This window comes from Methylobacterium sp. WL120 (assembly GCF_008039465.1).
GTDB classification, from domain to species: domain Bacteria; phylum Pseudomonadota; class Alphaproteobacteria; order Rhizobiales; family Beijerinckiaceae; genus Methylobacterium; species Methylobacterium cerastii.
The window spans coordinates 34631-55257 of the sequence record NZ_VRUT01000013.1; the positions used below are offsets into that span (position 1 = coordinate 34631).

The 20627-nt window shown below is 63.3% G+C and carries 38 protein-coding genes; 1 reads left to right on the top strand and 37 read right to left on the bottom strand.

Translation table 11 applies throughout. The annotated features are described in order from the left end of the window. Positions 1-157 precede the first annotated feature (157 nt). The 13 genes from FV229_RS04685 to FV229_RS04740 form a co-directional block, all read right to left on the bottom strand. On the bottom strand, positions 158-382 hold the full coding sequence (locus FV229_RS04685; protein WP_147750840.1) for a hypothetical protein: 225 nt from the start codon (positions 380-382) through the stop codon (positions 158-160). Continuing rightward, positions 382-720: a hypothetical protein gene (locus FV229_RS04690; RefSeq protein WP_147750841.1), complete on the bottom strand. Its 339-nt coding sequence runs from the start codon at positions 718-720 to the stop codon at positions 382-384. The genes FV229_RS04685 and FV229_RS04690 overlap by 1 nt, the downstream gene beginning before the upstream one ends. Positions 721-731: 11 nt before the next feature. Then, entirely contained in the window at positions 732-1490 is a 759-nt protein-coding gene (locus tag FV229_RS04695; RefSeq protein ID WP_147750842.1) for a hypothetical protein, read from the bottom strand. Between the two features lie 64 nt (positions 1491-1554). Next, a complete protein-coding gene (locus tag FV229_RS04700; RefSeq protein ID WP_147750843.1) occupies positions 1555-3678 on the bottom strand; it encodes a hypothetical protein in 2124 nt (707 codons plus the stop codon). A 9-nt stretch (positions 3679-3687) separates the two neighbouring features. After that, entirely contained in the window at positions 3688-5790 is a 2103-nt protein-coding gene (locus tag FV229_RS04705) for a hypothetical protein (protein ID WP_147750844.1), read from the bottom strand. 48 nt (positions 5791-5838) lie between these two features. After that, positions 5839-6237 (bottom strand): hypothetical protein, encoded by a 399-nt coding sequence (locus FV229_RS04710; protein WP_147750845.1) that lies wholly within the window; start codon positions 6235-6237, stop codon positions 5839-5841. An 11-nt stretch (positions 6238-6248) separates the two neighbouring features. Then, on the bottom strand, positions 6249-6734 hold the full coding sequence (locus FV229_RS04715; protein WP_147750846.1) for a flavin reductase family protein: 486 nt from the start codon (positions 6732-6734) through the stop codon (positions 6249-6251). Next, positions 6731-6895, bottom strand: coding sequence for a hypothetical protein (locus tag FV229_RS27245; protein ID WP_187275061.1), 165 nt, complete (start codon positions 6893-6895; stop codon positions 6731-6733). Before FV229_RS27245 ends, FV229_RS04715 begins: the two co-directional genes overlap by 4 nt. Further along, positions 6892-8544, bottom strand: coding sequence for a hypothetical protein (locus tag FV229_RS04720; RefSeq protein WP_147750847.1), 1653 nt, complete (start codon positions 8542-8544; stop codon positions 6892-6894). The genes FV229_RS27245 and FV229_RS04720 overlap by 4 nt, the downstream gene beginning before the upstream one ends. A 76-nt stretch (positions 8545-8620) precedes the next feature. Continuing rightward, entirely contained in the window at positions 8621-9007 is a 387-nt protein-coding gene (locus FV229_RS04725) for a hypothetical protein (protein ID WP_147750848.1), read from the bottom strand. Beyond that, on the bottom strand, positions 9004-9222 hold the full coding sequence (locus FV229_RS04730) for a hypothetical protein (protein ID WP_147750849.1): 219 nt from the start codon (positions 9220-9222) through the stop codon (positions 9004-9006). The genes FV229_RS04725 and FV229_RS04730 overlap by 4 nt, the downstream gene beginning before the upstream one ends. After that, positions 9219-9464, bottom strand: a complete 246-nt coding sequence (locus FV229_RS04735; protein ID WP_147750850.1) for a hypothetical protein — start codon at positions 9462-9464, stop codon at positions 9219-9221. The genes FV229_RS04730 and FV229_RS04735 overlap by 4 nt, the downstream gene beginning before the upstream one ends. A 292-nt stretch (positions 9465-9756) precedes the next feature. Then, the gene (locus FV229_RS04740; protein WP_147750851.1) at positions 9757-9978 is read right to left on the bottom strand and encodes a hypothetical protein; all 222 of its coding nucleotides are present in this window, start codon (positions 9976-9978) and stop codon (positions 9757-9759) included. 97 nt (positions 9979-10075) lie between these two features. Here FV229_RS04740 and FV229_RS04745 point away from each other — a divergent pair, with 97 nt between their 5' ends. Continuing rightward, positions 10076-10555 carry a GIY-YIG nuclease family protein gene (locus tag FV229_RS04745; RefSeq protein ID WP_147750852.1) on the top strand — a complete coding sequence of 160 codons (480 nt, stop codon included), beginning with the start codon at positions 10076-10078 and terminating at the stop codon, positions 10553-10555. A 54-nt stretch (positions 10556-10609) separates the two neighbouring features. On the opposite strand, the gene FV229_RS04750 is transcribed toward FV229_RS04745, so the two are convergent. The 24 genes from FV229_RS04750 to FV229_RS04850 all read right to left on the bottom strand — a co-directional run bounded on the left by FV229_RS04750 (position 10610) and on the right by FV229_RS04850 (position 20418). Further along, positions 10610-10846: a hypothetical protein gene (locus tag FV229_RS04750; RefSeq protein WP_147750853.1), complete on the bottom strand. Its 237-nt coding sequence runs from the start codon at positions 10844-10846 to the stop codon at positions 10610-10612. Further along, positions 10846-11148: a hypothetical protein gene (locus FV229_RS04755; protein WP_147750854.1), complete on the bottom strand. Its 303-nt coding sequence runs from the start codon at positions 11146-11148 to the stop codon at positions 10846-10848. Before FV229_RS04755 ends, FV229_RS04750 begins: the two co-directional genes overlap by 1 nt. 14 nt (positions 11149-11162) lie before the next feature. Then, complete coding sequence (locus tag FV229_RS04760; protein ID WP_147750855.1) at positions 11163-11342, bottom strand: hypothetical protein; 180 nt, start codon at positions 11340-11342, stop codon at positions 11163-11165. Further along, the gene (locus FV229_RS04765; protein ID WP_147750856.1) at positions 11342-11689 is read right to left on the bottom strand and encodes a DUF6876 family protein; all 348 of its coding nucleotides are present in this window, start codon (positions 11687-11689) and stop codon (positions 11342-11344) included. Before FV229_RS04765 ends, FV229_RS04760 begins: the two co-directional genes overlap by 1 nt. Beyond that, on the bottom strand, positions 11686-11916 hold the full coding sequence (locus tag FV229_RS04770; RefSeq protein ID WP_147750857.1) for a hypothetical protein: 231 nt from the start codon (positions 11914-11916) through the stop codon (positions 11686-11688). The genes FV229_RS04765 and FV229_RS04770 overlap by 4 nt, the downstream gene beginning before the upstream one ends. 28 nt (positions 11917-11944) lie before the next feature. After that, positions 11945-12298, bottom strand: a complete 354-nt coding sequence (locus FV229_RS04775; protein WP_147750858.1) for a hypothetical protein — start codon at positions 12296-12298, stop codon at positions 11945-11947. 16 nt (positions 12299-12314) lie between these two features. Further along, complete coding sequence (locus FV229_RS04780) at positions 12315-12548, bottom strand: hypothetical protein (protein WP_147750859.1); 234 nt, start codon at positions 12546-12548, stop codon at positions 12315-12317. Beyond that, complete coding sequence (locus FV229_RS04785; protein ID WP_147750860.1) at positions 12545-13081, bottom strand: DUF6008 family protein; 537 nt, start codon at positions 13079-13081, stop codon at positions 12545-12547. The genes FV229_RS04780 and FV229_RS04785 overlap by 4 nt, the downstream gene beginning before the upstream one ends. 19 nt (positions 13082-13100) lie before the next feature. Continuing rightward, the gene (locus FV229_RS04790; protein WP_147750861.1) at positions 13101-13538 is read right to left on the bottom strand and encodes a hypothetical protein; all 438 of its coding nucleotides are present in this window, start codon (positions 13536-13538) and stop codon (positions 13101-13103) included. A 45-nt stretch (positions 13539-13583) separates the two neighbouring features. Further along, the gene (locus FV229_RS04795; protein ID WP_147750862.1) at positions 13584-14021 is read right to left on the bottom strand and encodes a hypothetical protein; all 438 of its coding nucleotides are present in this window, start codon (positions 14019-14021) and stop codon (positions 13584-13586) included. Positions 14022-14357: 336 nt separating this feature from the next. Then, a complete protein-coding gene (locus FV229_RS28545; RefSeq protein ID WP_147750863.1) occupies positions 14358-15275 on the bottom strand; it encodes a ribosomal protein L7/L12 in 918 nt (305 codons plus the stop codon). A 3-nt stretch (positions 15276-15278) separates the two neighbouring features. Then, entirely contained in the window at positions 15279-15809 is a 531-nt protein-coding gene (locus tag FV229_RS04805) for a hypothetical protein (protein ID WP_147750864.1), read from the bottom strand. A gap of 50 nt (positions 15810-15859) precedes the next feature. Further along, positions 15860-16309, bottom strand: coding sequence for a hypothetical protein (locus tag FV229_RS04810; protein WP_147750865.1), 450 nt, complete (start codon positions 16307-16309; stop codon positions 15860-15862). Between the two features lie 59 nt (positions 16310-16368). Then, on the bottom strand, positions 16369-16689 hold the full coding sequence (locus FV229_RS04815) for a hypothetical protein (protein WP_147750866.1): 321 nt from the start codon (positions 16687-16689) through the stop codon (positions 16369-16371). A 73-nt stretch (positions 16690-16762) separates the two neighbouring features. Continuing rightward, positions 16763-17098, bottom strand: a complete 336-nt coding sequence (locus tag FV229_RS04820) for a hypothetical protein (protein ID WP_147750867.1) — start codon at positions 17096-17098, stop codon at positions 16763-16765. A gap of 114 nt (positions 17099-17212) precedes the next feature. After that, positions 17213-17461 carry a hypothetical protein gene (locus FV229_RS04825; protein ID WP_147750868.1) on the bottom strand — a complete coding sequence of 83 codons (249 nt, stop codon included), beginning with the start codon at positions 17459-17461 and terminating at the stop codon, positions 17213-17215. A gap of 493 nt (positions 17462-17954) precedes the next feature. Continuing rightward, a complete protein-coding gene (locus FV229_RS04830; RefSeq protein WP_147750869.1) occupies positions 17955-18143 on the bottom strand; it encodes a hypothetical protein in 189 nt (62 codons plus the stop codon). Further along, positions 18133-18345, bottom strand: coding sequence for a hypothetical protein (locus FV229_RS04835; protein ID WP_147750870.1), 213 nt, complete (start codon positions 18343-18345; stop codon positions 18133-18135). Before FV229_RS04835 ends, FV229_RS04830 begins: the two co-directional genes overlap by 11 nt. A gap of 5 nt (positions 18346-18350) precedes the next feature. Beyond that, complete coding sequence (locus FV229_RS27250; protein WP_187275062.1) at positions 18351-18521, bottom strand: hypothetical protein; 171 nt, start codon at positions 18519-18521, stop codon at positions 18351-18353. Continuing rightward, the gene (locus FV229_RS27255; protein ID WP_187275063.1) at positions 18518-18658 is read right to left on the bottom strand and encodes a hypothetical protein; all 141 of its coding nucleotides are present in this window, start codon (positions 18656-18658) and stop codon (positions 18518-18520) included. The genes FV229_RS27250 and FV229_RS27255 overlap by 4 nt, the downstream gene beginning before the upstream one ends. A 10-nt stretch (positions 18659-18668) precedes the next feature. Beyond that, positions 18669-18974: a hypothetical protein gene (locus FV229_RS04840; RefSeq protein WP_147750871.1), complete on the bottom strand. Its 306-nt coding sequence runs from the start codon at positions 18972-18974 to the stop codon at positions 18669-18671. A 125-nt stretch (positions 18975-19099) separates the two neighbouring features. Beyond that, complete coding sequence (locus FV229_RS04845; RefSeq protein WP_147750872.1) at positions 19100-19318, bottom strand: hypothetical protein; 219 nt, start codon at positions 19316-19318, stop codon at positions 19100-19102. Beyond that, positions 19318-19482 carry a hypothetical protein gene (locus FV229_RS27260; RefSeq protein ID WP_187275064.1) on the bottom strand — a complete coding sequence of 55 codons (165 nt, stop codon included), beginning with the start codon at positions 19480-19482 and terminating at the stop codon, positions 19318-19320. The genes FV229_RS04845 and FV229_RS27260 overlap by 1 nt, the downstream gene beginning before the upstream one ends. Positions 19483-19623: 141 nt before the next feature. Next, the gene (locus tag FV229_RS04850) at positions 19624-20418 is read right to left on the bottom strand and encodes a hypothetical protein (RefSeq protein ID WP_147750873.1); all 795 of its coding nucleotides are present in this window, start codon (positions 20416-20418) and stop codon (positions 19624-19626) included. Positions 20419-20627: the final 209 nt, after the last annotated feature.

Consider the following 20627-nt stretch of genomic DNA (forward strand, 5'->3'; position numbering starts at 1 on the left):
CACTGGGCGGCGACCGCTTTCACGGCCTCGTCACGCGGGACAGGGTCGGTCACCGGCTTCCACTTTGGGCCGGGACTTTGGAGTGAGTGGACGATGAACAGCTGTGTTTGCACGAGATCCTTCATTTGCAATCTTGCATGCCGGTGGACATGCTCCCTCAGACCCCTGCGGGCCTGATCCTGTTCATGACCGTGCGCAGATCGACCGCACGATCATGACCCGCAGCCTCGATGAGGCGCAGGATCCGGTTGAGATCCTTCCACTCGCGGACCGTGTCCTCGTCGGTCAGGTCTCGCGCCATGTGGAAGTCGAGCGCCTCCTGGAGAACCCAGAACAGCGCCTTGATCTGCTTCTTGGAAACCTTGGGGTTGGGGCGGCGCATCACGCCGCCCGCCGGATGAAGCGCCCGAAGTTGCGGTCGTCGGGCTGGGTGTAGGTGTCGAGGTCGAACTTCTCGACGAACTGCACCACGTTCTCGGTCATCTCCTCGCGGTTGGCGTGCGAGAGGACGTGCAGGGCGTCAGCGATGTCCTGGCTGACGTCCTTGATGGTGCCGGCGTCCACATCGACGAGGTAGAACTTGTCGAAGTAGCCGGTGTCGAACTGGCCCTGGGCCAGCATCTCGATCAGCTTCTCGCGGTTGTTGTCGTCGTCGATGTCCGTCTCGTGGATGAACGGCTTCGAGTTGAACAACGACTGGATCATGTAGAACGGCTTCATGGCATGCTCCTTCAGGCGAGTGCCGGGGTGGGAACGAAGTTGCGAGCGCCGGTCCCGTGAATGAGGATCGCGATGTCGGCTTTCGCGTTCTTGCGCTGGCCGCCGCAAAGCAGGCAGCTGTCGCAGCGGGTGGCCTTGCCCATCTCGACGGAGGCCGGGCAGTGGCCTTCGCCTTCGGCCAGGGGCTCGTCCTTGGCTCGGACGCGGAACGTCCTGAACCCGAGAGCCTTGGCGGCGTCACGGTCGGCCTGGCTGTCGCAGGACGCCATGCAGAACGCAGACAGGTAGGGGAACCGGCGCCACAGGTGGGTGTAGCCGGTCATCTCGCGCACCCGGCCCATCGCCTGGGTCAGGATGGCCTCAGGAATAGCGCCAGGATCGCCGTAGGCGCCCAATCTCACCTTGCGGCCACGAAGGGCCGTGCGAGCCTGGGCGGGCGTCAGCGGGTCGTATCTGCCGCGTCGCAGGGCCTCGTAGACCATTCGAGGACCATGAAGAATCGTGACGTAGCAGGATCGACCCTTGTTGCTTCGCAGGCCAGTCGAAGGATCGGTCTCGATCCGGCCGCGATGGATGCAGGTGCCGCAGATCGATGCGTCGGCCCCGGTGCTGACCGCCTCCATCGGATGGATGTCGGAGCGCAGGATGTAGATCTGCGCCATCGGTCCGGTCTTCTGGTTGCTGCTCGGTCGGCCGAGCCCGGTCACCACGGCAGCGATCGGCTGGCCGTCGAGGGCAGAAGGCCCCTGGTACAAGATGAATCCGTCCATTTGCTCTCCGTCATTTGCATTCTTGCAGGCGGGTGGGCAGCAGAACGCCGCCCACCCGTGTCGATCAGGCCGCCTTGGAGATGGCCGCCACGTTGTCGTTCCTCACCCAAACGGATCCGCGCGGGTTCACGACGCGGAGCCGCTTGTCCCAGCCGTTGGCAGCGTCGACCCGATCGACGACGTACTCGCCGGCGGTCTGGTTGCGGTCGCCGTTCAGCTGGATGGTGTCACCGACCTTGGCCTGCTTCCAGGCCGGTTCGGTGGACACGACCGGAGCCGCGTCGCCGGCCTTGCGGACGATCGCCTTGATCGCCGCCTTCTCGACCCAGAGGGTGATGCCGCCCTCCAGCTTGAGACCGTACTTCTCCGCACCACCGTATCCGGGAGTCAGCTCTCCCGGAGCAGGCAGACGCTTCACGACGTACTCGCCGGCCGTGAAGTAGCTGCTGCCTTCGACACGAACCGTGTCGCCGACCTCAGCCTGCTCGTAGGGCGTGCGGGTGTCAGCAGGAGCCACCGTCTTCACCAGAGCCAGGACACGTTCGTTCCTGACCCAAGTACCGCCGTTGTAGTCGACCTTCAGGCGCATCGAGTCGCCCTCGTCGATCCAGATGACCGTGTGGTCGCCATCCGGGATCGCGGCAGACCCCTTGATGGTCACAGTGTCACCCACGACCGCCTTGAGGTAGTCCTGGCTGGTGTCCACCACCGGAGCCGAAGCCGCTGCTGCCGCCGTACCCTTGGCGACCGCCTCGTCCACCTCGCGCTGGATCGACTTGATCACGCCGTTCTTGATGGTGAACGAGTCGTCGTGGACCTCGATCGTGACGATCGTGTCGTCCTCGCCGTCACCTTCCGACGTGTCGAACTCGATCGCCTTGTAGACGCCGTCACGCAGGAAGGAGTGACCTTCGATCGTGATCATGTCTTCCTCCTGGACCCGCATCCAGACCGGCGGCGGGCTCGTGAGAAGCTCGGTGACGTCGCTGTTGGAGACCCAGTCCTCGGAGTCGAACGACAGAACCTTCAGGCGGCTGTCGTCGACCGGGTGGACGTCACGCTCGTCGATCTCGGTGACGAGCTGCGGGTGGTCGCTGGAGTCGATGACGACCCAGTCGCCGACCTTGGCAGCGAACCAGGCCGGAACCTGATCCACAATCTTGACCACCGCGTCGTTGTCGGGCTGATCGACTTCGTCCTCGCCCGGCCCGGTCTTCACGTCGAGCCGGAATTCGTCCGACGTGTCGTGGTTGACCTTCATGACGAGGTATGTGCCGTCATCGAGCACGCTGTCGTTCTCGATGTAGATCCAGTCGCCGACCTTCGCCTGCGCGAACGGCTCAGTGGATGACGTAGTCGCCGGGGTCGTCGAGGAGGCGCCGTAGGTGTTGGTCGAGTTCTCGTACCCTCGCACGATCGTCGTGCTGGAGCTTAAAAGCTCGTCCACGTACTTCCGGTCGACCTCGTCGAGGACTTCGAGCTGCTCGACCCGCATCTTGCCGCCACGGTAGTCGGTCGGCACGGCAACCGAGTGACGCGGCCAGAAGGCAACGAGCAGCATGCGGCGGTCGGCGCCCCAACCGTAGCCCATCTCCTTGATGTAATCGATCGCACCAACGTGCAGGCCGGCGACGCAGGTCTGGTCGGGGTTGGCGTTGCAGGCCTCGCGCGGCATCGCCACGGTCTTGCCCACGGCGTAGTTGACCGTGTTCGAGTGGACGTCGTTGAAGTTCTCGCGGACGCCCTTGAACGCAGCGATGCGACCGTCGGGCAGGAAGCCGAGCTTGGACCGCTCGACGAAGATCGGAAGACGATCACGCGCCGACGGGGTCGGGTTGCGCTGGAGATCCTCCAGGGCGCGGAAGATCGGGTCGTACTGCTCGCCCGCGTCACGGAAGGCGAGGATCTTGTCGGCCCAGAGGTTGTGGAGGTTCTGGCCGGCGTAGACGAGCTGGCCGCCGATGAACTCCAGCTTGCCGTCGGAGGCGACGCGAACCTGCTCACGCGGATCGGCGAGAGCGATCAGCGAGTCGAGGTCTTCGGTGGTCCGCTCCTGCGCAGCCCAGCCGAGCAGAAGCGTGCGGACCGCGTCGAAGTGCCGGTGGCTCTTCTGGACCTCGTAGGGCCGACCACGCGCGAAGAACGTGATCGACAGGTCCGAGATGTTGTGTGGTACAGTGACAGACATGTCGCTTCCTTACTTCTGGTTTGCGAGGATGGAGAAGTAGTGCCGAAACTTCGCGGCACGTTCGTCGCCACGGTAACTTTCGTAGCTACCGGCGATGAGCTTGAAGAGCGGGTATTTGAGCATGAGACGCTCGAACTCGGCGTTCACGCGCTGCGACCCGCTGGGACCGGACGGCAGCGTCGGAAACGCCAGGCCCGGCTTGATCATCATCAGGACCGCAAAGGCCTTGTCGTTCTCGTTCTCGACGCGATCAGACTGCGCGTTGAGTTCGGCCTGGACCTTCATGAACATGGTCTTGAAGTCACGAAGGTCTTGAGGCGCTTCGTCCTTGATGAAGGCAGCGTGGGTGCGGACTTCGTGCCGGATGTCGCTGCTCCTGTCCTGCTCCTGGATCGGAGTGAGCTTCGAGAGATCGATGACGTCGTTCAGACGCATCTCGATCCAGTCGCCGAAATCGCTCCAGTCGTCGCTGAGTTCGTCGACGCCGGTATCGACCAGGATCGTGAGCTTCTCGGTGATGATCTTGCGACGAACGAGGCTCTCCATGAGGTGCTCGAACGTGCCGTCACGAAGGTTGGTGAACCCGTTGCCGAGGTCGATGCCATCCTTCTTGTTGCGGTGGTACATGTTGATCTTGCTGAGCTTGAGCCCTCCTTCGGCGAGATCGACCGTCTGAACACCTTCGGTGATGCGGACTATGGTGTAGTGGTGAGCCGGATCCGGCGTGATCGTCATCGTGCGACGACGACGAACCTGGTTGGCGCGGGTGCCGACCTGGGTGCTGGCCCGCTTGGCGATCGGCGCCTTGTCGAGGATGACGATGTCGTCCTCCTTCAGGGCACACATCGCCATGAAGCCCGGCAGCTCGCACTTCTTCACGCGCGCCCAGAGGATGTTCTGGCCAACGAGATCGAGAGCGATGAACCGGTCGAGCGAGGCGTAGGGCGAGTGCTCGACGACCACCTTCGGCTTGCCGATCGTGGACGGGTCGAGGGTCTGCCGAGAGAACCGGTCGAACGACGACCAGCCGGTCGAGAGGTGCTGGACCTTGGCGTCGATGCCGGCGCGCAGCGGCTGGCCGTTCCAGAACACGCGACCCCGCAGACCGCTGTAGCGGTTGGTGCCAAGGTGCGCGGTCTCGGTGCGGAAGGTCTGGCACGCCTCGAAGTAGCAGGAGGCGTTGTCGACCTTGGCCTGGATCTCGGTGATGAAGCTCTGCTCGTAGGCCGTGATCATGGCCGCGAGCGCCTTCTTCGTGCCCGAGGTGTACTGCAGCTGCTCACGCGAGGCAGTGGGCGAGACGCTGTCGGACTCGACATCGAAGATGATGCAGTCGTCCGGCTGCAGGAAGCCGATCGAGTCGCGGATCTCGCTCATGTCGATCGGGTACATGACCGGACCGACGCGAACCTGCGGACCCGAGAACGGCACCGTGGACGAGTTGAAGCTGATCCAACCGGTGCCCTTGCCGGTGACCCGAGGCTCGTCGAAGCCCAGGTCCGGCGTCACGACCGGGCGGGGCTCGAACGACCACAGGATCTCGCGGGCAGACTCCTCGAAGGCGTAGAAGTCGTCCTCACGGACCGCGAACGAAACCTCCAGGCCGTCGTCCTCGTCGGTCGGGACGTCCATGAAGTGCTTCACCTCGGGCATGCCGGAGGCCGAGAGCGATATGATGTAGTGGGCAGCGATGCCCTCACGGTACGAGATGACCGAGAACGAGCCGGACATCAGGTCTTCCATGAGGTAGGCGAGCGCCGACTTGGCGCCGAAGCCCCAGCCCGACACGCCGCCGACGCCGTTGCCGTCCTTGGTGGAGTCACCGAGGCGCGGGAAGCGGTGCATCATGAAGTGGTGCGACAGGCCGGGACCGTAGTCGCGAACGCGGAACTTCGGCGACCATCGATTGGGCAGATCGACCAGGAACGGCTTGCCGGGCGGTGTGACCTCCCAGGCGTTCTTGCAGTATTCCCGAACCGGGTAGGCGATCTTGTTCTTCACGATGCCGGTAAAAAGTGCGTATGCGATCTTCGCATCGTTCGCTAGGCGCGTGGTCTTCGAGGCAAGGGCGCCGTCGGAGATGTTGGTGTGCTGTCGCTGGGTCATGGCCATTTGCATGCTCCTTTCAGGATTTGCAGGCTTGCAAGGGATTGAGCACGGCTACGCCGCGCAGCAGTGACGGGCGCGGATCTCGCCCTCGGCCAGCTCGTGACGGTAGGTCTGAGGCTTCGGGGCCTCGTACCAGAAGATCACCCGAGGCGGCTCGTCGAAGGCGAAGACGACGACCGGGTCGGCGTAGGCGTACCTGCGCTCGGCCTTTCGCAGGGTTTGACCGGTCTCACGAGCGGTATCGACGATCAGCACGCGCCCGAGATGTGACGGGATCGGATGACCGTAGGGGATGAACGGCACGCCCAGCATGTGCGAGGCGTAGACCGCAGCCACCGCCCCGGATCGACCGGGACCGGTGACGGACCCGACTTGTGACAGGTCGGCGGCGTTCAGGCGCTGGCAGAAGCGGTCGCGGAACATCGGCTCGGAGATGCGTTGCGTTTGCATGCTTGCCTCCCTCAGGCCGCGAGGCGACGGTAGCAGCGGCCCTGGTAGACTAGGGGGTCGCACGCCTCGTCGATGCGGTGTGCGATGATCTTGCCGATCAGCACCAGGCGGCCGGCGAGGTACTGCCGGTCGAGCAGCTCGCAGTCGAGGCTCATGGCTGCGTTCTGCAGGGCAGGGCACCCGGTATCGAGGTGATCCCAGCTGCCGTGCTGGAAGCGATCGACGCCGCGCAGACCGGTCCGGCCGGCGAAGATGTCGGCGAGACCGTCGTCCTCGGCCTTCAGCATGTTGACGCAGAAGCTGTCGTTCTCCTTGAGCCGCTCGGCCGACGCGCTGTTCTCGGCGAACGACACGATGACGGAGGGCGGGGAGTCGGAGAACGACGCGACCGAGGAGGCGGTGACACCGATGCGGTCATTCTCCATGCCGGTCGTGATGATGTGGACGGCGGCCGGCATGAGGGACATGCAGGAGCGGAAGGCGTCGATGTTGATCATTGGTCAGTTTCCCTTCTGAAGCCGGATTCGATGTGGTTGGCGATTTCGTCGCGGAGCATTTCTTCAAGCTCCGCGTCGGTCGTGTCGTCTTCGACTTCCCACTCGCCAGAGTGACTGGCGGTGGGAAATCCGGTGTCGATCCACCACTGGACGACGATCATGCCGCGATGGCCTGACGGGAGGGCATGCGGAGCACGATTGGATCCTGGCCATCGACGTAGAGGGTCAGGTCGGCGTCGGTCTCCAGGAAGGCCACGCCGCGCCCGTTGGTGCCGGGGATCGGAGTGCTCGGCCGGTGAACCATGCGGGTCGGGCCGGACCACTCGACCTTGCGAGCGAAGACCACGTCGGTGGCCCAGTTCGTGAAGGCCTTGCGCACGGCGATGACCGGGTCGTTGCGCCCCTCCTGACGGTTCTTCATCAGGACCGGCGCCGCGATGTGAATGACGAAGCCGCCGAGGATCGGCTTGGTCATCGGGTTGACGACCTCGTCGGGCTTTGCCGTCATCACTTCGAGGCCGGTGTCGCGCCAACAGGTGACCGGCACGTCCGTCTCGACCCAGTTCTGGATGTCCGTCCCCTCGATCTTCATGAACTCGTGGTGGACGAACCGGGTCGGGCCGTCCCAGGCCAGCTCACGGGCAAGGTGAGCAGCGGTGGGATCGGACAGGCGACGAGTGACCGTCACCGCCTTGTGCTCACCGTTGCTGCGGTTCGACATGATCGAAGGCACGTCGACGTGGATCAGGAACTCGCCGCGCACCGGGAGGATGGCCGGCTTGCCCGTCACGATCGCCTCGACGTGGGTGTTTCTGATCCACCAGATCTTGCCGTTCCGGCCGCCGTAATCGACAGCCAGCCGCATCGCGCCGCTGGTCTTCGCCCTGGTGACGACGTACTCGCCAGCCGGGTGGTCAGCGCCCTTCTTGACGCGAACCGTGTCGCCGACCTTCACGAGATCCGAGACAGGTGTGACCGGAGCAGGCGCCGGAGCCGGTGCCGCGACAGCAGCCGGCGAGACGATGCGAACCAGACGGTCCTTCGGGATCCAGCCGTCGTGGGTCTGGAAGTCCAGATCGCTGACGGGCGGTCGCCGGGTGTCGACCTCGGTGACCTCGAAGATGCCGCCAGCACGGTTGACCCAGTGACCCGTCATCGTGCCGGGCTGCTGCGGTGTGACCTCGATCTTGTCGCCCTTCTTCACGAGGGTCCACAGCAGCGGATCGACAGCAGGCGCAGCGACAACGGCCGGCTGGTCGCCGTAGGGCTTCCCGTCACGCTCGACGATCCGCATCACGCCCTTGTTGAGGACGTAGCCTTCGTCATCGAGGCGAATTCCGTTGAGGTCGGCACCGCCGAACTGATCGTCATCGACGCTGTGAACGAGGTAGACGCCGTCATCCGTGTTGACGAGGCCGGCGATCTCGACCCGGTCACCAGACCGCACAAGCTCCCAGATCGGGCGATCCTTCAGGAAGGCGTCCACGTCAGCCTGGCTGGCCTGGAAGGGCTTGCCGTCGCGCCGGGTGATCTGCTTGACCGCGTGGTTGTAGATGATCTCGGTGTCGACAGTGTTCTTGCCGACCGAGATTGCGGCCCCCTCAGGGTCGATGTTGATCGAGCTGCTGACCGAACGGACGACGTGCGAACCGTCCTTCACGTCGCCGTCGCCCTGAACGAGGATGGTGTCGCCGACCTTCACGAGCATCCAGACCGGGCCGGTGAGCGGCTCGGGCTTGCGCTTCGGAGCGGAGGTGGCGGTGGCGGGCAAGACGCCGTGGCGGGAGAGGGTGTCTTCGATCGGGTTCATCACAAGGATCCTTCCTGATGGGTGATTTGCTGTGGTTGGTGCAAACTAGCATTCCTGCAAGTTTGCATGCAAGCAATTAGTGCTCGCAGTGGGACGTTTCGCAGGAGCCGCAGTCGTCCTCGTAGAAGGGGAGACCGAGGCTCTCGTCAGCCGGGGCGGCGTCCCGGTCGAACAGCAGGTAGTCGCATCCGTGCTCATGGGCCTTGCGCATGCAAGCCTGAAGGTCAGCCGGAAACTGCTTGAGGTCGGACTCCTCGTCGTGCGCCCACATGAACCACCCGAAGGGGGTGCAGGAGGCCCAGGCTGTGAGGTCGCCACGCTTCTGCTCCTCGCAGATGAGGTCGAGCATCATCCTGGTTTCGACGGTTAGGTGGCCCGTGGAGAGGTCGAGGAAGCGCCGAACAGGCGGGAGTGCCGGCGTCGGGACGGGTTCACCGACGAGGGTTGGCGTCTGCATGTTCATGACAGGTCTCTGAGGAGCTTGATGACTGCGGCGCGATCGGCCAGCGGGATGCGGATGGACGCGGCGGTCGACACCGCGCCCTTGCTCGTGATCGGCTCCAGGACGATGTTGTCGCCCAGGATCGTGGCGTAGAGGCCGGACTGGAGGATCCTCCCGTGCCGGCCCCAGGCGCCGAACTCCACCTCTCCGGTGAAGCGGACGGAGCCGTTTCTCATCGGCGGTCGAACCGACGGGACGAGCGGCTCAGCACCTCGTCGTTGTGGCGCTGACGGCTCTCGTCGCGATACCGGTCGCGCTCGATCCGCTCGATCTTGTCGAGGGTTCGAGCCTGATGTTCCTGGGCACGCGAGGACCGGAACGACGAGCTGAGCTGGCTCTCGTCGTAGTCGTCGTAGGCGACGGCCGGACCGGCAAGCAGGAGCAGGCTGATGCCGGCGATGAGGGAAAGACGCTTCATGATGTGGAGTCCTGTGCGATGAGCCGAACCATGTCGGCGAGGGTGAGAGGGTTGTTCGGAACGGCGTCGAGACGGTCGCCGATCCAGCGGATCTCATCGTGGGTCATGTAGATCATGGGGGCGAACCCCCCGGCGATCCGCATGACCTCTCGTGCGCGCTCCCGTGTCATCGGGGTGCGCCGAGCATGAGAAACAGGCCGATCAGAATGAGGACGTAGGCCAGGGTGGCGTAGGTCTCTCGCAGGAAGATCTGACGGCGGTAGCGGTTGCGCATGGTACGCATGGCCATTCCTCAGTCGCAGCCGAAGCCGCAGGTTTGACGGTCGATGAAGCGCCGCTCGTCGCGACGCTGCTTGCCCTTCACGGTCTTCGCGAAGGGACGCGGGTGCCGGCGCCAGGTGCGAGCGTTGAGCAGCTGACGCAGCGGCTCGACGTCGATCGACTGGCCACCCCTCATGAAGAAGGGATGGGACCACCGACGCAGGTTGCGGACTTGAAGGTCGATGGGGCGCACGGGAACCTCCTCGGTGACTTGCAGCAGCCTACGCGGGCTGGCTGACTTTGCAACGTGATAATTTGCATTCTTGCAAGACGCATGGTATGCGATTTGCATGGCAGAAGAGAACCTCAAGCACGACTTGGCATACGGGCTTCCCTTCTTTCGGAAGCAGTCTGACCTGAAGCTGTTCTCTCAGCTCGGGTTCGCATGCGTCTACGCGATCGGACCCGAAGGTGGTGGCCCGGTCAAAATTGGATGGACCGAGAACCCGAAGAACCGATACGCACAGCTCCAGAACGCACACTGGAAGAAGCTGGAGATCAGAGAGATCACCTGGACCGTTGGTAGGCCGCTTGCCATCCGGCTCGAAGGTGAGATCCACAAGATCCTGAAAGGCGCCGGCCGTCATCTGCGTGGTGAATGGTTCGATGTTCCGACGAACTTGGTTCTCGGTGCGTTTCAGGTTGCCACGGACCGTCACAACATACCGACATTCACCCATGACGGGATGATCGAACGGTTCATGGAGGCTCGCGACATGCGAGCCCAAGCGCTCGCCAAGCGAGTCCTTGGCGAAAGCCAGGCTGCTTGACGAAGGGGTGGGGGGTGTGCTAAAACAAATGCACACTCCCATTCTTGCAAGCACCTACGGGTGAGGCCGCAGACCGTCCGGCGTCTCGATGACGAGACCGTCCGAAAGCAGCGCCTCCTTCGCGTCGAGCCGGTCGAACGACACAACCAAAGGCCGGCTCCACGCAGCCGCTTCCTTGATGTCCTGGAGCAGATCGCGCTTGCGGCGCTCCATGTTCACGCGCTGCCGCTCGACAGCCTCACGGGCCGTCGGCGGGATGCAGCAGCTGTGACGGCAGGGATCGTGGGTCATCAGCTGTCTCCAGCCCGCAGGTTGCCGTTCTCGTCGTAGGCGTCGTCGTCTTCGTCGTCCTCGCCAGGTTTCTGGTAGCCGGGCGGGTAGGTGGTCTCGTCAAGCTCGAACCGACCTCCTTGAGGCATCTTCGCGATCCCCTCGCTCAGCGCATGGACGGCGGCCGAGAGGTTCGCGTTGGTCCCAAAGACCTCGATCAGGTTGCGAGCGGCATGCAGCAGCGGCTCGTAGGCCGAGGCATGCTCATCGGCCGCCGCATCATAGCCGGTGCAATAGTCGGCAGTCGTTCCGTAGTGGCTCATGATGGCCTCCTCGATCAGCCGGTGAACCCGAACTCGGCTCGCAGATCAGCGGCGAGTTCACAGGGCAGGTGCCGCAGGTACTCGGCGGCCACCTCGAAGGCATGATCACGGCCGGCACGCTTCTGAGCCGACAGGATCCGCCAGTAGTCGAGGTAGCGCCGAGCCTGCGCCTCGTTGGGGTAGAGCGGTGCCATCAGTATTCCGAAGGCAGCAGGATGACGCCGTCCGTCAGCCACATCGTGATGCCGGGCTCCGGGAAGTCGGTGAAGTCGATGTCCTGGGAGAACACCGCGTTGTCGTTGCCGTCCTCGCAGACGACCTTGCCCTTGCCGTCAGCGACCGTGAGCTTCCAGACCTGGAACTCCTCGCGCTTGACCTTGGGCTCCAGCTGATTGGTCGCGATGATGTCGACCAGCCAGTGTGCGCCAGCCTCGTCGGCGACGTACTTGACGCCATCCGTGTAGGTGATGCGCTGCACCAGGGCGTGGCGATACCAGTTCTCGCTGCCGGTGAAGTGGTCGAGCTTCGTGAGAGCGTTCATCCGAGTGGTCCTACTCTTTCGCCGATCATGCCCAGGCTGGGCATTGTGTTGATGAGGCGTACCGGACCGCTGTCGTTGCCGGACAAGCAGGGCCGAAACAGTTCGAATTCTGGCTTGGTGTCATCGACGCCGAGGTGGCGTCGGAAGTGGCGGTTGGCTTCGGCCTGGGTGGCCGCCTCGACCTCGCACTCAGCGAAGATCGTCAAGCTCGCGACGAAACGGGGCATGATCTGATCCTTTGCATGCTTGCAAGCGTCAGGCGTGGAATTCGAAGTCGTCCTGCGCACGACTCATCACCAGCGCCTCGCGGACATCGAGCGGCATACCCTCGTCGTCGCCGCTGACGTAGCCTGCTCTGCCACGGTACGGCTTGTCGAGCCACACACCCAACGGGTAGGTCGCGCGGCTGCTGTAGCAGTCCTTGCCGAACCCGTGGTGGCCGTCCTCGCCGGGGAACAGCGTGTTCTCGTACCACTCACGGTCGGAGGCGTACTGCGGGGCATAGAACCGGCCGTTGTGGTGCTTGAACGCCCAGTTCGGCACATGGTCGAGCGTGTAGCGCTGGCCGTACAATCGCTTGGCCTGCTCAAAGGTCAGCTTGCGGGTCACAAATTCTCTCCACGTCTCAGGGTTTGTCGTAGGGCTGGATGACCTCGATCAGGTCGTTCCAGTCGTTTCCGGTCATGCGGCGCCGGGTCCACTCGACGTCCTGTCTCCGAGCGAATTCGAGGATCCAGGCGAGGCGGGTGCGAACGCGGCGAAGCTCGGATCGAACCAGGCCGATCGTCAGGACGCCCCAGGTGATCGCCAGGATCAGGCCGGAGCCGAGGCCGACGAGGTAGGAGTTCACGTCGATCATCGCCGAGCCTCCCACCACTGCATGATCCCCATCATCGCGAAGGGCATCGGGATCAGGTTCATCAGGGCGTGCCAGGTCACGCGGATGCCGACAGCCGTCTCTTGGTCGAAGAGGAAGGCACCGCCGAACAGCGTGCTCATGCCGATCGGCTTGCCGACAGTGAAGACCGAGACCGTGAGCATGATGTGCTCGTAGAGGTGGAAGGTCTCGATCATGAGGCCCCACTTCACCCAACGGTTCGGGATCAGCAGCATCAGCGCGACCAGACCGGTGAGGAAGATCAGGTTGCCGACGATGTGCAGCACTTCCATGCTGCGGGCCATCTGGACCTTGTAGTCGAGCGCCGGCCACGCCCAGGCGCCGAACGACTCGACGACGTAGGTGACCCAGGGCGACATCCACGGCGTGTCACGTCCGCAGATGCCGGAGGTCCAGCCCATCAGCCAGATCACCCACTGCGCGACGTGCTCGTAGAAGTGGCCGACCTGGAAGACGAGGCAGGAGACGGCGATGCCGATGAGTAGGTGCTTCACTAAATAATCTCCTAGATTTTTAATAATCCCGCTCGTACTTCTGGCGAAGTTTATCTTTGTCATCCTTCCATAGGTAATTCAGATACAGGGATCCATAGGACCACTTGCCAGTCACGATGTAATCCTTGCTCATTCTAACGCTGTACCTGTACTTCCAGTCAACGCTCCACCACTGTAATTCCCTCCAGGTACGACCGCCCCAACCTTCTCCCGTCTGACACCCCATGATCTTCTCGACCTGATCGCGCGTCATTCCGTTCACGATCGTTTTGAAGACCTCAGGTGTCATGGCGCAGTACGGAGGCTCGTCGACCGGCGCCGGAGGCGCGCTGACGGTCTTCATGACCGGATTTGGCTGCTTCTCTGGATCGGGAGTCGGGCCGCTGCAGGCCTTAGCGCCGAGGATGATGGCGACGAGCACGAAGAAGCCGGTGCCAAATTCGTTCGATTTTCTCATGGCACTCAGCCTCCCGAAAATAGAAATTTGTATTCCTGCAAGTATTCAAGCAGGAAAGTGCTGATCGACAGTCTTCGGGTCGAGGCCGTAATCGGACGCCACGGTGAGGAATTCCCGGCGCATCAGCTCCCGGTTGGGTCCGACCGGCGTCCAGTAGTCCTGCTCGTCGTGGATCGACTGCATGTCGCCGATGAACTTCACGTTCTCGATGATGTAGTCCGGCAGCGGCTTGTTCTGAATTTGCTTCTCCCGCATGAGCGAGCGAATGCCGCCGATGAACGCCTGGCCGCTGCTGTAGGTCGCAGTTCCTGGAGGCAGGATCATGCCGGCAAAGCAGGCGTTGCCCTTGCCGTCGTCGTAGCCGCAGACGGTGCTTGCTTCGCCAGTCGGGTTGGGTTGCATGCAGCGGTGGGTCATGGTGGCGGCACGCTCGACGATGATGTCGAACAAGCCCTGGCGCACGGCGGTCTTCGGTGTGGTCATGACGTCTCTCTCGGATGAAGGGGAGGTAATTTGGGTTCCGCACTTTCGCAGCGGATGGCGACCTGGGTCTGACCAGGGAGCGGGCATTACCCGCACGAACAACAATTCATGAGCCTTGCGCAAAACATACAAGGCCGTAACCTTCAGATTTCTTAACAACAACCATCTCCTGTAGAAGCCTAACAAGGCTGAATAGTTGCACTGAACGTATAATCTCAAGTATTTTGTGTCTTCTGTCAATCGTAATGACGGGTCCATCACTTTCTCCCACTCTGGGTTGGCATGTTTGCAAGTCCTTAGCGGTCGCCCACCACAAGGATGGGCGACACAAAGGGCTCAGATCATGCTGAAGACGGGCTTGGTCCGGCCGAGCACCTTGACCAACAACACCTCGTGGTCCTCGCTGACGGCCATCGTCGCGCGGTTGCGACCAGCTTCCTTGTCGTAGTGCCGGCTGCTGACGCTGTAGGTCACGTCGCTGCCGCGCTTGCGCAGAACCATGAAATCCGGGTCGGTCGCGACGCTCGACTCCGGCGATCGGGCGGTGCCCGGCATGCCCTGCATCGACTCGACGAAGTCCTTGGCCTCCTTGAGGCCGACGCCGGATGCGGCGCGGTAGGACTTGATCGCCTCGATCTTCCGGCCGCCACGCAGGTGCAGGATAACGTCGTTCATGTGGTTGTGGGCGACCACCTGGGCGCCGAGCGTTGTGCTGCCCAGGCTGCGACCGTACTGGATGTTGTCGCGGTCGCGGGCGGTGAGCTTGTCCGCGAAGTTGGCCTCCGAGTTGTGCCAGTTGGTCGAGACGAAGTCCGTGGCCGACAACTGGCCGGGGGCGTTCGCGGTCAAGAAGGCGTTCTGCGAGATGGCGTTCATGGGTGTTGTTCCTTCTTTTGCCCTGTCGAGGGCGTTCTTCAGGATGTCGCCGAGGGTCTGGCCCTCACCGGACCACTGCGCTTCGAGCGCCCGGAGCCGGTTCTGCGAGTGGGTGGCCTCATCGGCGGTGACGAAGCCGGTCGTGCTGCCGTAGAGGTCGATGCGGCGAGCGCCGGCCGTGCAGGACCGCAGGTATTTCGGACCGCCGGTGTAGTCGGCGAGCGCACCACGAATGGACTTCATGGGTAGGTCGGGCATCGCCAGAGCGATGTGCTTGTGGATGCCCAGCTGGAGCGGCTTCTTCACCGCGCCCTTCGGCTGGAACGTGTACGGGAACGCCCGTACAAGCCGTTCGCGGATCTCGGCGTGGGTTGCCATGGATCAGTCTTCCTCGTCGTCGTTGATGTCGTGCATCTCGGCGAGACCAGACCAGTCAGGGGAACCGGTCGTGAGGAAGTTGTTGATCGCTTCAGCCGCGATGGCCGGCGTGATCAGATCCCACCGCTCGAAGTCGATGAATTCGGTCGGGTAGAACAGATCGTGAAGCGGGTGGTCTTCCTTGCCCCTGAAGCTGTCGACGTACTGATCCGCGATCTTCAGCGCAGAGATGCTGAACTTCTGGCTGGTGATGTCGATGCCTTGCATCCTGAGCGACAGGTGGCCGCCGATGCAGGCGACGCAGCCGCAGTCGTATTTCACGTCATCTTCGATCGGGACGCCCGCACCAATCGACATCGAGAACCCGAGTATGGTCTCGACATCCGCCCTTCCGCTGCTGTCACTCCCGACGCCGCGAATAGCCTGTTCTGGAAGGACGCAGACCTCACCCTTCAGGTGGTTGGCCAACTCGATCAAGCCGGCGTGCTCGGCATCGGTGATGCCCAACTTTTTGGCGGTCTTGTACGTGGTCATGGGCTTCTCTCTCTGTCTTGTGCCGAAGGCACCGGTTGCATGCTTGCCAGTCAGTGGGCCGGAAAGACCTCACGGATGGCGGTGTGGGCGAGGCCGAATTCGTCCGCGACCAGCTTGAACTCGGACCGCATGCGTTCGCGGTTGGCCGGACCCTCGTAGTCCTTGCCCGACCAGTTCCCGCCGCTGTCGTGGATCCGCTGCAGGTTGGTCAGCAGCTTCGTGTGCGGCTGGAGCCGATCGGGCAGCATCGCCAGATTCATCAGCGTATCCACACCGCCGATGACGACGTTGCTGTCACCATCGAGGACTTCGTCGTCGGTCAGGAGCGCACCGACGAAGCAGGCGCTCGTGTTCTCCTCGTTGCGGTACGCGCAGCCGGAGATGTCCATGCACCGCTTCGGCATGGTCGCGGCGTACCGGATGGTGGCGTCGAAGATCTCCTGCTTGGTCAGCTCGGGCTTGACCAAGGTCGGGGTGAACGGCGTGGTGAAGTGGGACATGGGCGGGGTCTCTTCTCTCTCGTGGCGAAGCCACCGGTTGCATTCGTGCCAGCGACCGCTCAGTTCGGAGCGTGCTCGATGGCGTAGTCCCACATCTGGAGCGTGGCCTCGTGGCCCAGCTCGTCGTTGACGCGGATGACGTTGTAGAGCGGGCCGTGGAGCGCCTTAGCCGCTTTGGCGAGCGCCATCTTCTCGGGCGCACTCATGGTGCCGCGATGAATCACCCGCTCGACCGCACCAAGAGAGCAGAAGCAGACTGCGCTTTCGTGCTGCGGCGAGATCGGCTTGCGATCGGCGCCGTAGGCGTACTCACCCTGCCCGAACGTCTCGGGGTTGGCGATCAGGGCGCGGCCGGCGATCAAGTTGGCGCGGATGGACATGGGCTTCTCTCTGTCTTGTGGCGCAGCCACCGCATCATTTTGCGGCTGCTGACGGATTCGAGGGGGGGGTGGTTCAGCGCTTCAGCAGACCGGGGATGGTGGTGCCGTCGGACCCGAACATCTCCCATGCGTCGGCGCAGGACTTGGTGACGTTCTGCTTGAACACCTCGATCAGGAGAGCGGCCTGCACCCCACGAGCGCGGTTGTTGATGAAAGCCTCGGTGTCGGGGACCAGTTTGGTCAGGGCCGCCTTCATCATGGCTCGGTCGACGGAGGTGCCGGGACACACGTCGTCGACGAAGATGCCAGTGGCGACCAGGGCCGTTGCGTACCGCTCATTGGTGTCGGCGCGGGCCGGACCCATCAGGGCGGCTGTCAGGGCGAGAGAGGCGAGAGCGATACGGATCACAACGAACTCCTGTTTGCATGGTGTACGGCATGCGGTTGCATGCACGCAAGTGGGTGGACGAAATACGGGACGGAAATTAGGGAAAGGGGGACAAACAAATCCCTGAGGCCCGAATTACGCGGATCCGAACAGCCCCATTTCGGACGGGGCGAACAGGCCGAGATACAGGCCCCTGGGCCGCTCCTCACGGATCACAGCCAGATCCTGTACGACCCTGACGAAGGGGACGGAACGACGCTCCATTCGGTCGATGAACTCCTCGACATGGATGCTCGCCTCTTCCAGCGAGAGGTTGGGCACGCTGCTCTCGCAGACGATGCCGCCCATGTCGTTGATGGCGGTCACATGTAGTTGATAACGCATGGGAAATCTCCGTCGGAGGAGGCGTTGAGGATGGCCCACGGACCGCACTCGAAGATGCGCAACATGTGGGAGAACACATAGAAGGGAGAGAGCCAGACAAGGCTCAGAGAGGGAACGCCCAGAGCACCATCAGGGGGATCGAGGAGTACCCCAGGATCAGCGCCAGAATGGTCAGGGGGCTTGGTTCGGAGACGGGGATGGAGGTGGTGGGAAAGTGTTGCCGACTCTTGCTCAAAACACTCATAAAAGCACATTCCCCATCGAAATTGCATGTTTGCAAGCACTTAGCACGCACACAGAGGGTTGTTACCCCGTGCGAACCCAGTGCGTTCCGAGCGTTCAGCTCGATGATACCCCCTGCGGCCTGTCAGGCGCACAAGCGGGGGTATGATCCAGACGAACACGGACGTAAGGTTGCGGCCAACAGGCGAAAGGCTCCGAAAACAGGCCTTGAGACCCGTCCGATCGCTCGGAAGGGCCTCAAACTCGCATCTCAGGTTGTAATCGTCACGAAATCAGTGGCGATCGGCTCCCCGTCGAAGTCCAGAGCCACGGTCAGCGAGACCCCACCAGACCATCGCTCGGTCGTCATGGTCAGCGTCAGGTGCTCGCGCAACAGGCAGAGCAAGCGCGCCTTGTCGGTGTCGTCGGCTGCTACGGCCAACGCGGTCTCATCTGCCATAGGCGAACCCCTTGATCTGCTGCTGCAACCGGTCGCGAACCTCGGTCAGCACGGCCATGCGTCGGTTGTGCAAGGCAAGGCGTGCTTCCCAGGTCTCGCGGCCCTCGAACCAGCCCCGCTTCATGCGAGGCGTCTCGGCTTCCATCTTCTCGACCTCCTGGCCGATGAAGTAGGCGGCGACACGGATGTCGCCCTCGTTCAAGCCCGTCACCACTCGTTCGCTTCCGCGAGACGGTGCCGGCGGGCGGCCTCGAACTCTTCGAGGTCCACGTTGTCGTCGAGACCCGACTCGTCGTCGTCCTCGTCGATCTCGTTCACATCGTCGAACAGGTCTTCGATGTCGGCAGGCAGGGTCGCGTCCTCGTCTTCGTAGTTCATGTCTCGCTCCTCAGGATGCGACGATGGGATTGCGGCTGGACCGTGCGGCGCTGAAGGAATGCACGGGTGTCGGCGTCGCGCTGCTCGCGCGTCACGGCCTGCGAGGACCGGATGGACTGCCAGTGGGCATGGGACATGGTCGGATCCTCAGAATGCACACTTGCGGAGCTTGGGCGCCTCGTAGCGCCGACGGGGCGCCTCGAAGCGAAGACGGGACGGCGGAACCGGGTCGTCGATCGACTTGGGCTCGACACGCGGGGCATCGACACCGATCGGGCGGGACCGCTCAATCGCCTCGATCTCGGCGTCGTCACGCTCGAAAGACGCCTGGCGCTTGCAGATGCGCTGGGTCTGAATGTCCTGGGCCAGCGAGGCCACGTCGAAGTCGAACACGTCGAGGAAGCTCGGACGCTCGGCGGGCGGCTCGTATGGGGTGGAGAAGATGTGGGCCATTCGGAAAATCCAGACCTCTGGAGAAATTCGCGTTTTCGACACAGGTCATCGGCCTCTGGCTGAGAGCCAAGGTGCGGAAGCGTGTCGAAGGATGGGGCAGGGGCGCGGACGCCCCCGTCAGTCCGTCAGTGGGAGGTTGGCAGGGCGCACGTCGTTGCGGGCGCGTCGCCGTGCAGCTCGAACGTGAACTGCGGATACCGGGCGCGGTAATGGTGTTCGAGCCACCACAGCGCGACCTCACGGCTTGCCGACGACCCGAGCATGAGCCGGTCATTCAAGCGGTGGGACTCGTGGCACGTCCGTTCGATGTTGAACGTGCCGGACTTGAAGGGCGGCCGGGGCATCAGGCGCCCGCCGGGGTGACGACTTGGACGCGCATGCACGTCCGGTCACGCGGGGGAACCGTGCCGACCGTCACGAACGCCTCAAGCGCCGCACAGTCGTGCCAGACGGTATGGACGAGGCCGGTCGCGTCGGCGAGGCCTTGCGCCTTCGCAATCTTGCGCAACTCATCCTCGCGTGAGGGGCAAACCCACTGGGCCATGGTCGTAACCTCGCGTTCACAGTGAACGGGGAACAGGCCAGAAGCCGGTTGCCGGTCCGCTATGGGGAGGGGAGGCGCCCCCGTAGGGGCGCCCCGTGTTGTGGCTTAGGCGGCGATCCGCTCGGCCTCCGGCTCGACTTCCGAGGCGCGGCCGGCATTCTGCGCGGCGTGGGCGTCGGAGGCGACGATGGCAGCGGCCACCCCGTTGGAAAGCTCGTCGAGCCGGCCCTGAAGGCGCTTGATCGTGGCGGCCAGCTCTTCGACCGACGTGATTTCGAGGAGCTTCAGCGTGGCCTTCTCCATCGGATCGGACGCGCCGTCCTCCTTCGCCTTCGGATCCGCCTTGAAGTAAGCGGCGAGGGCGTAGATCGTGGTGCCGTAATTCTCGGCGACGAACTCGCCGAACACCTTCAGGATCTCCGCGACATTCTCCTTCGCGCCGAGCGTCTTCATGAACCCGGCGTGATTCTTGGCCATGTCGTCGACGATCTTTTTGGCGTAGCGGCCGACTTCCGCGATGGCGTGTTCCTGCTTGGAGAAGCCGGCGGCCTTTGCGGCGGCAAAGTAGGCGCGGACGAGGGGACCGACCTTGGCAGCGTCGCGATTGCGCTTGATCGACTGGAATTCCTTCAGGGACTCCGAGTCCCGGTAGAGCGCGTTGCCCTCGGCGACGAAGTGATTGATGAACTCGCGCTTCGCGTTGGCGAACTTGGTTTCCTTCACCTCGGCCTCTTCGCCGAGATTCCACGCCTTGCCGATGCGGTAGGCGGCGATGGCGGACACGGTCACAGCGGAACCGTAGATCTGACCGTCGAGCTTGTGGGACGTCTTGACGGCGGCGGCGAGGGCGGACACGCCAGCGGACATGACAGCGGCGAGGACGGTGTTGACGTTCGACATGATGAATTCGCTTTCTGGGAGTGTGCCCCGCTTGCATGCTTGCAAGGCCGGGGAGGGGAGGGGAGAGAAGAAATCCAGACCTCTGGAGAAATCCTCGTTTTGGGCAGAGCTTCGCCGGTCGACCCGCGAGGGTCTTGCTTTGAAGTGTGGCTTGGAGCGCGAGGCCCCCCGGAGGGGGGAGGGGGGGGGGGAGGATTACGCCCCGACCC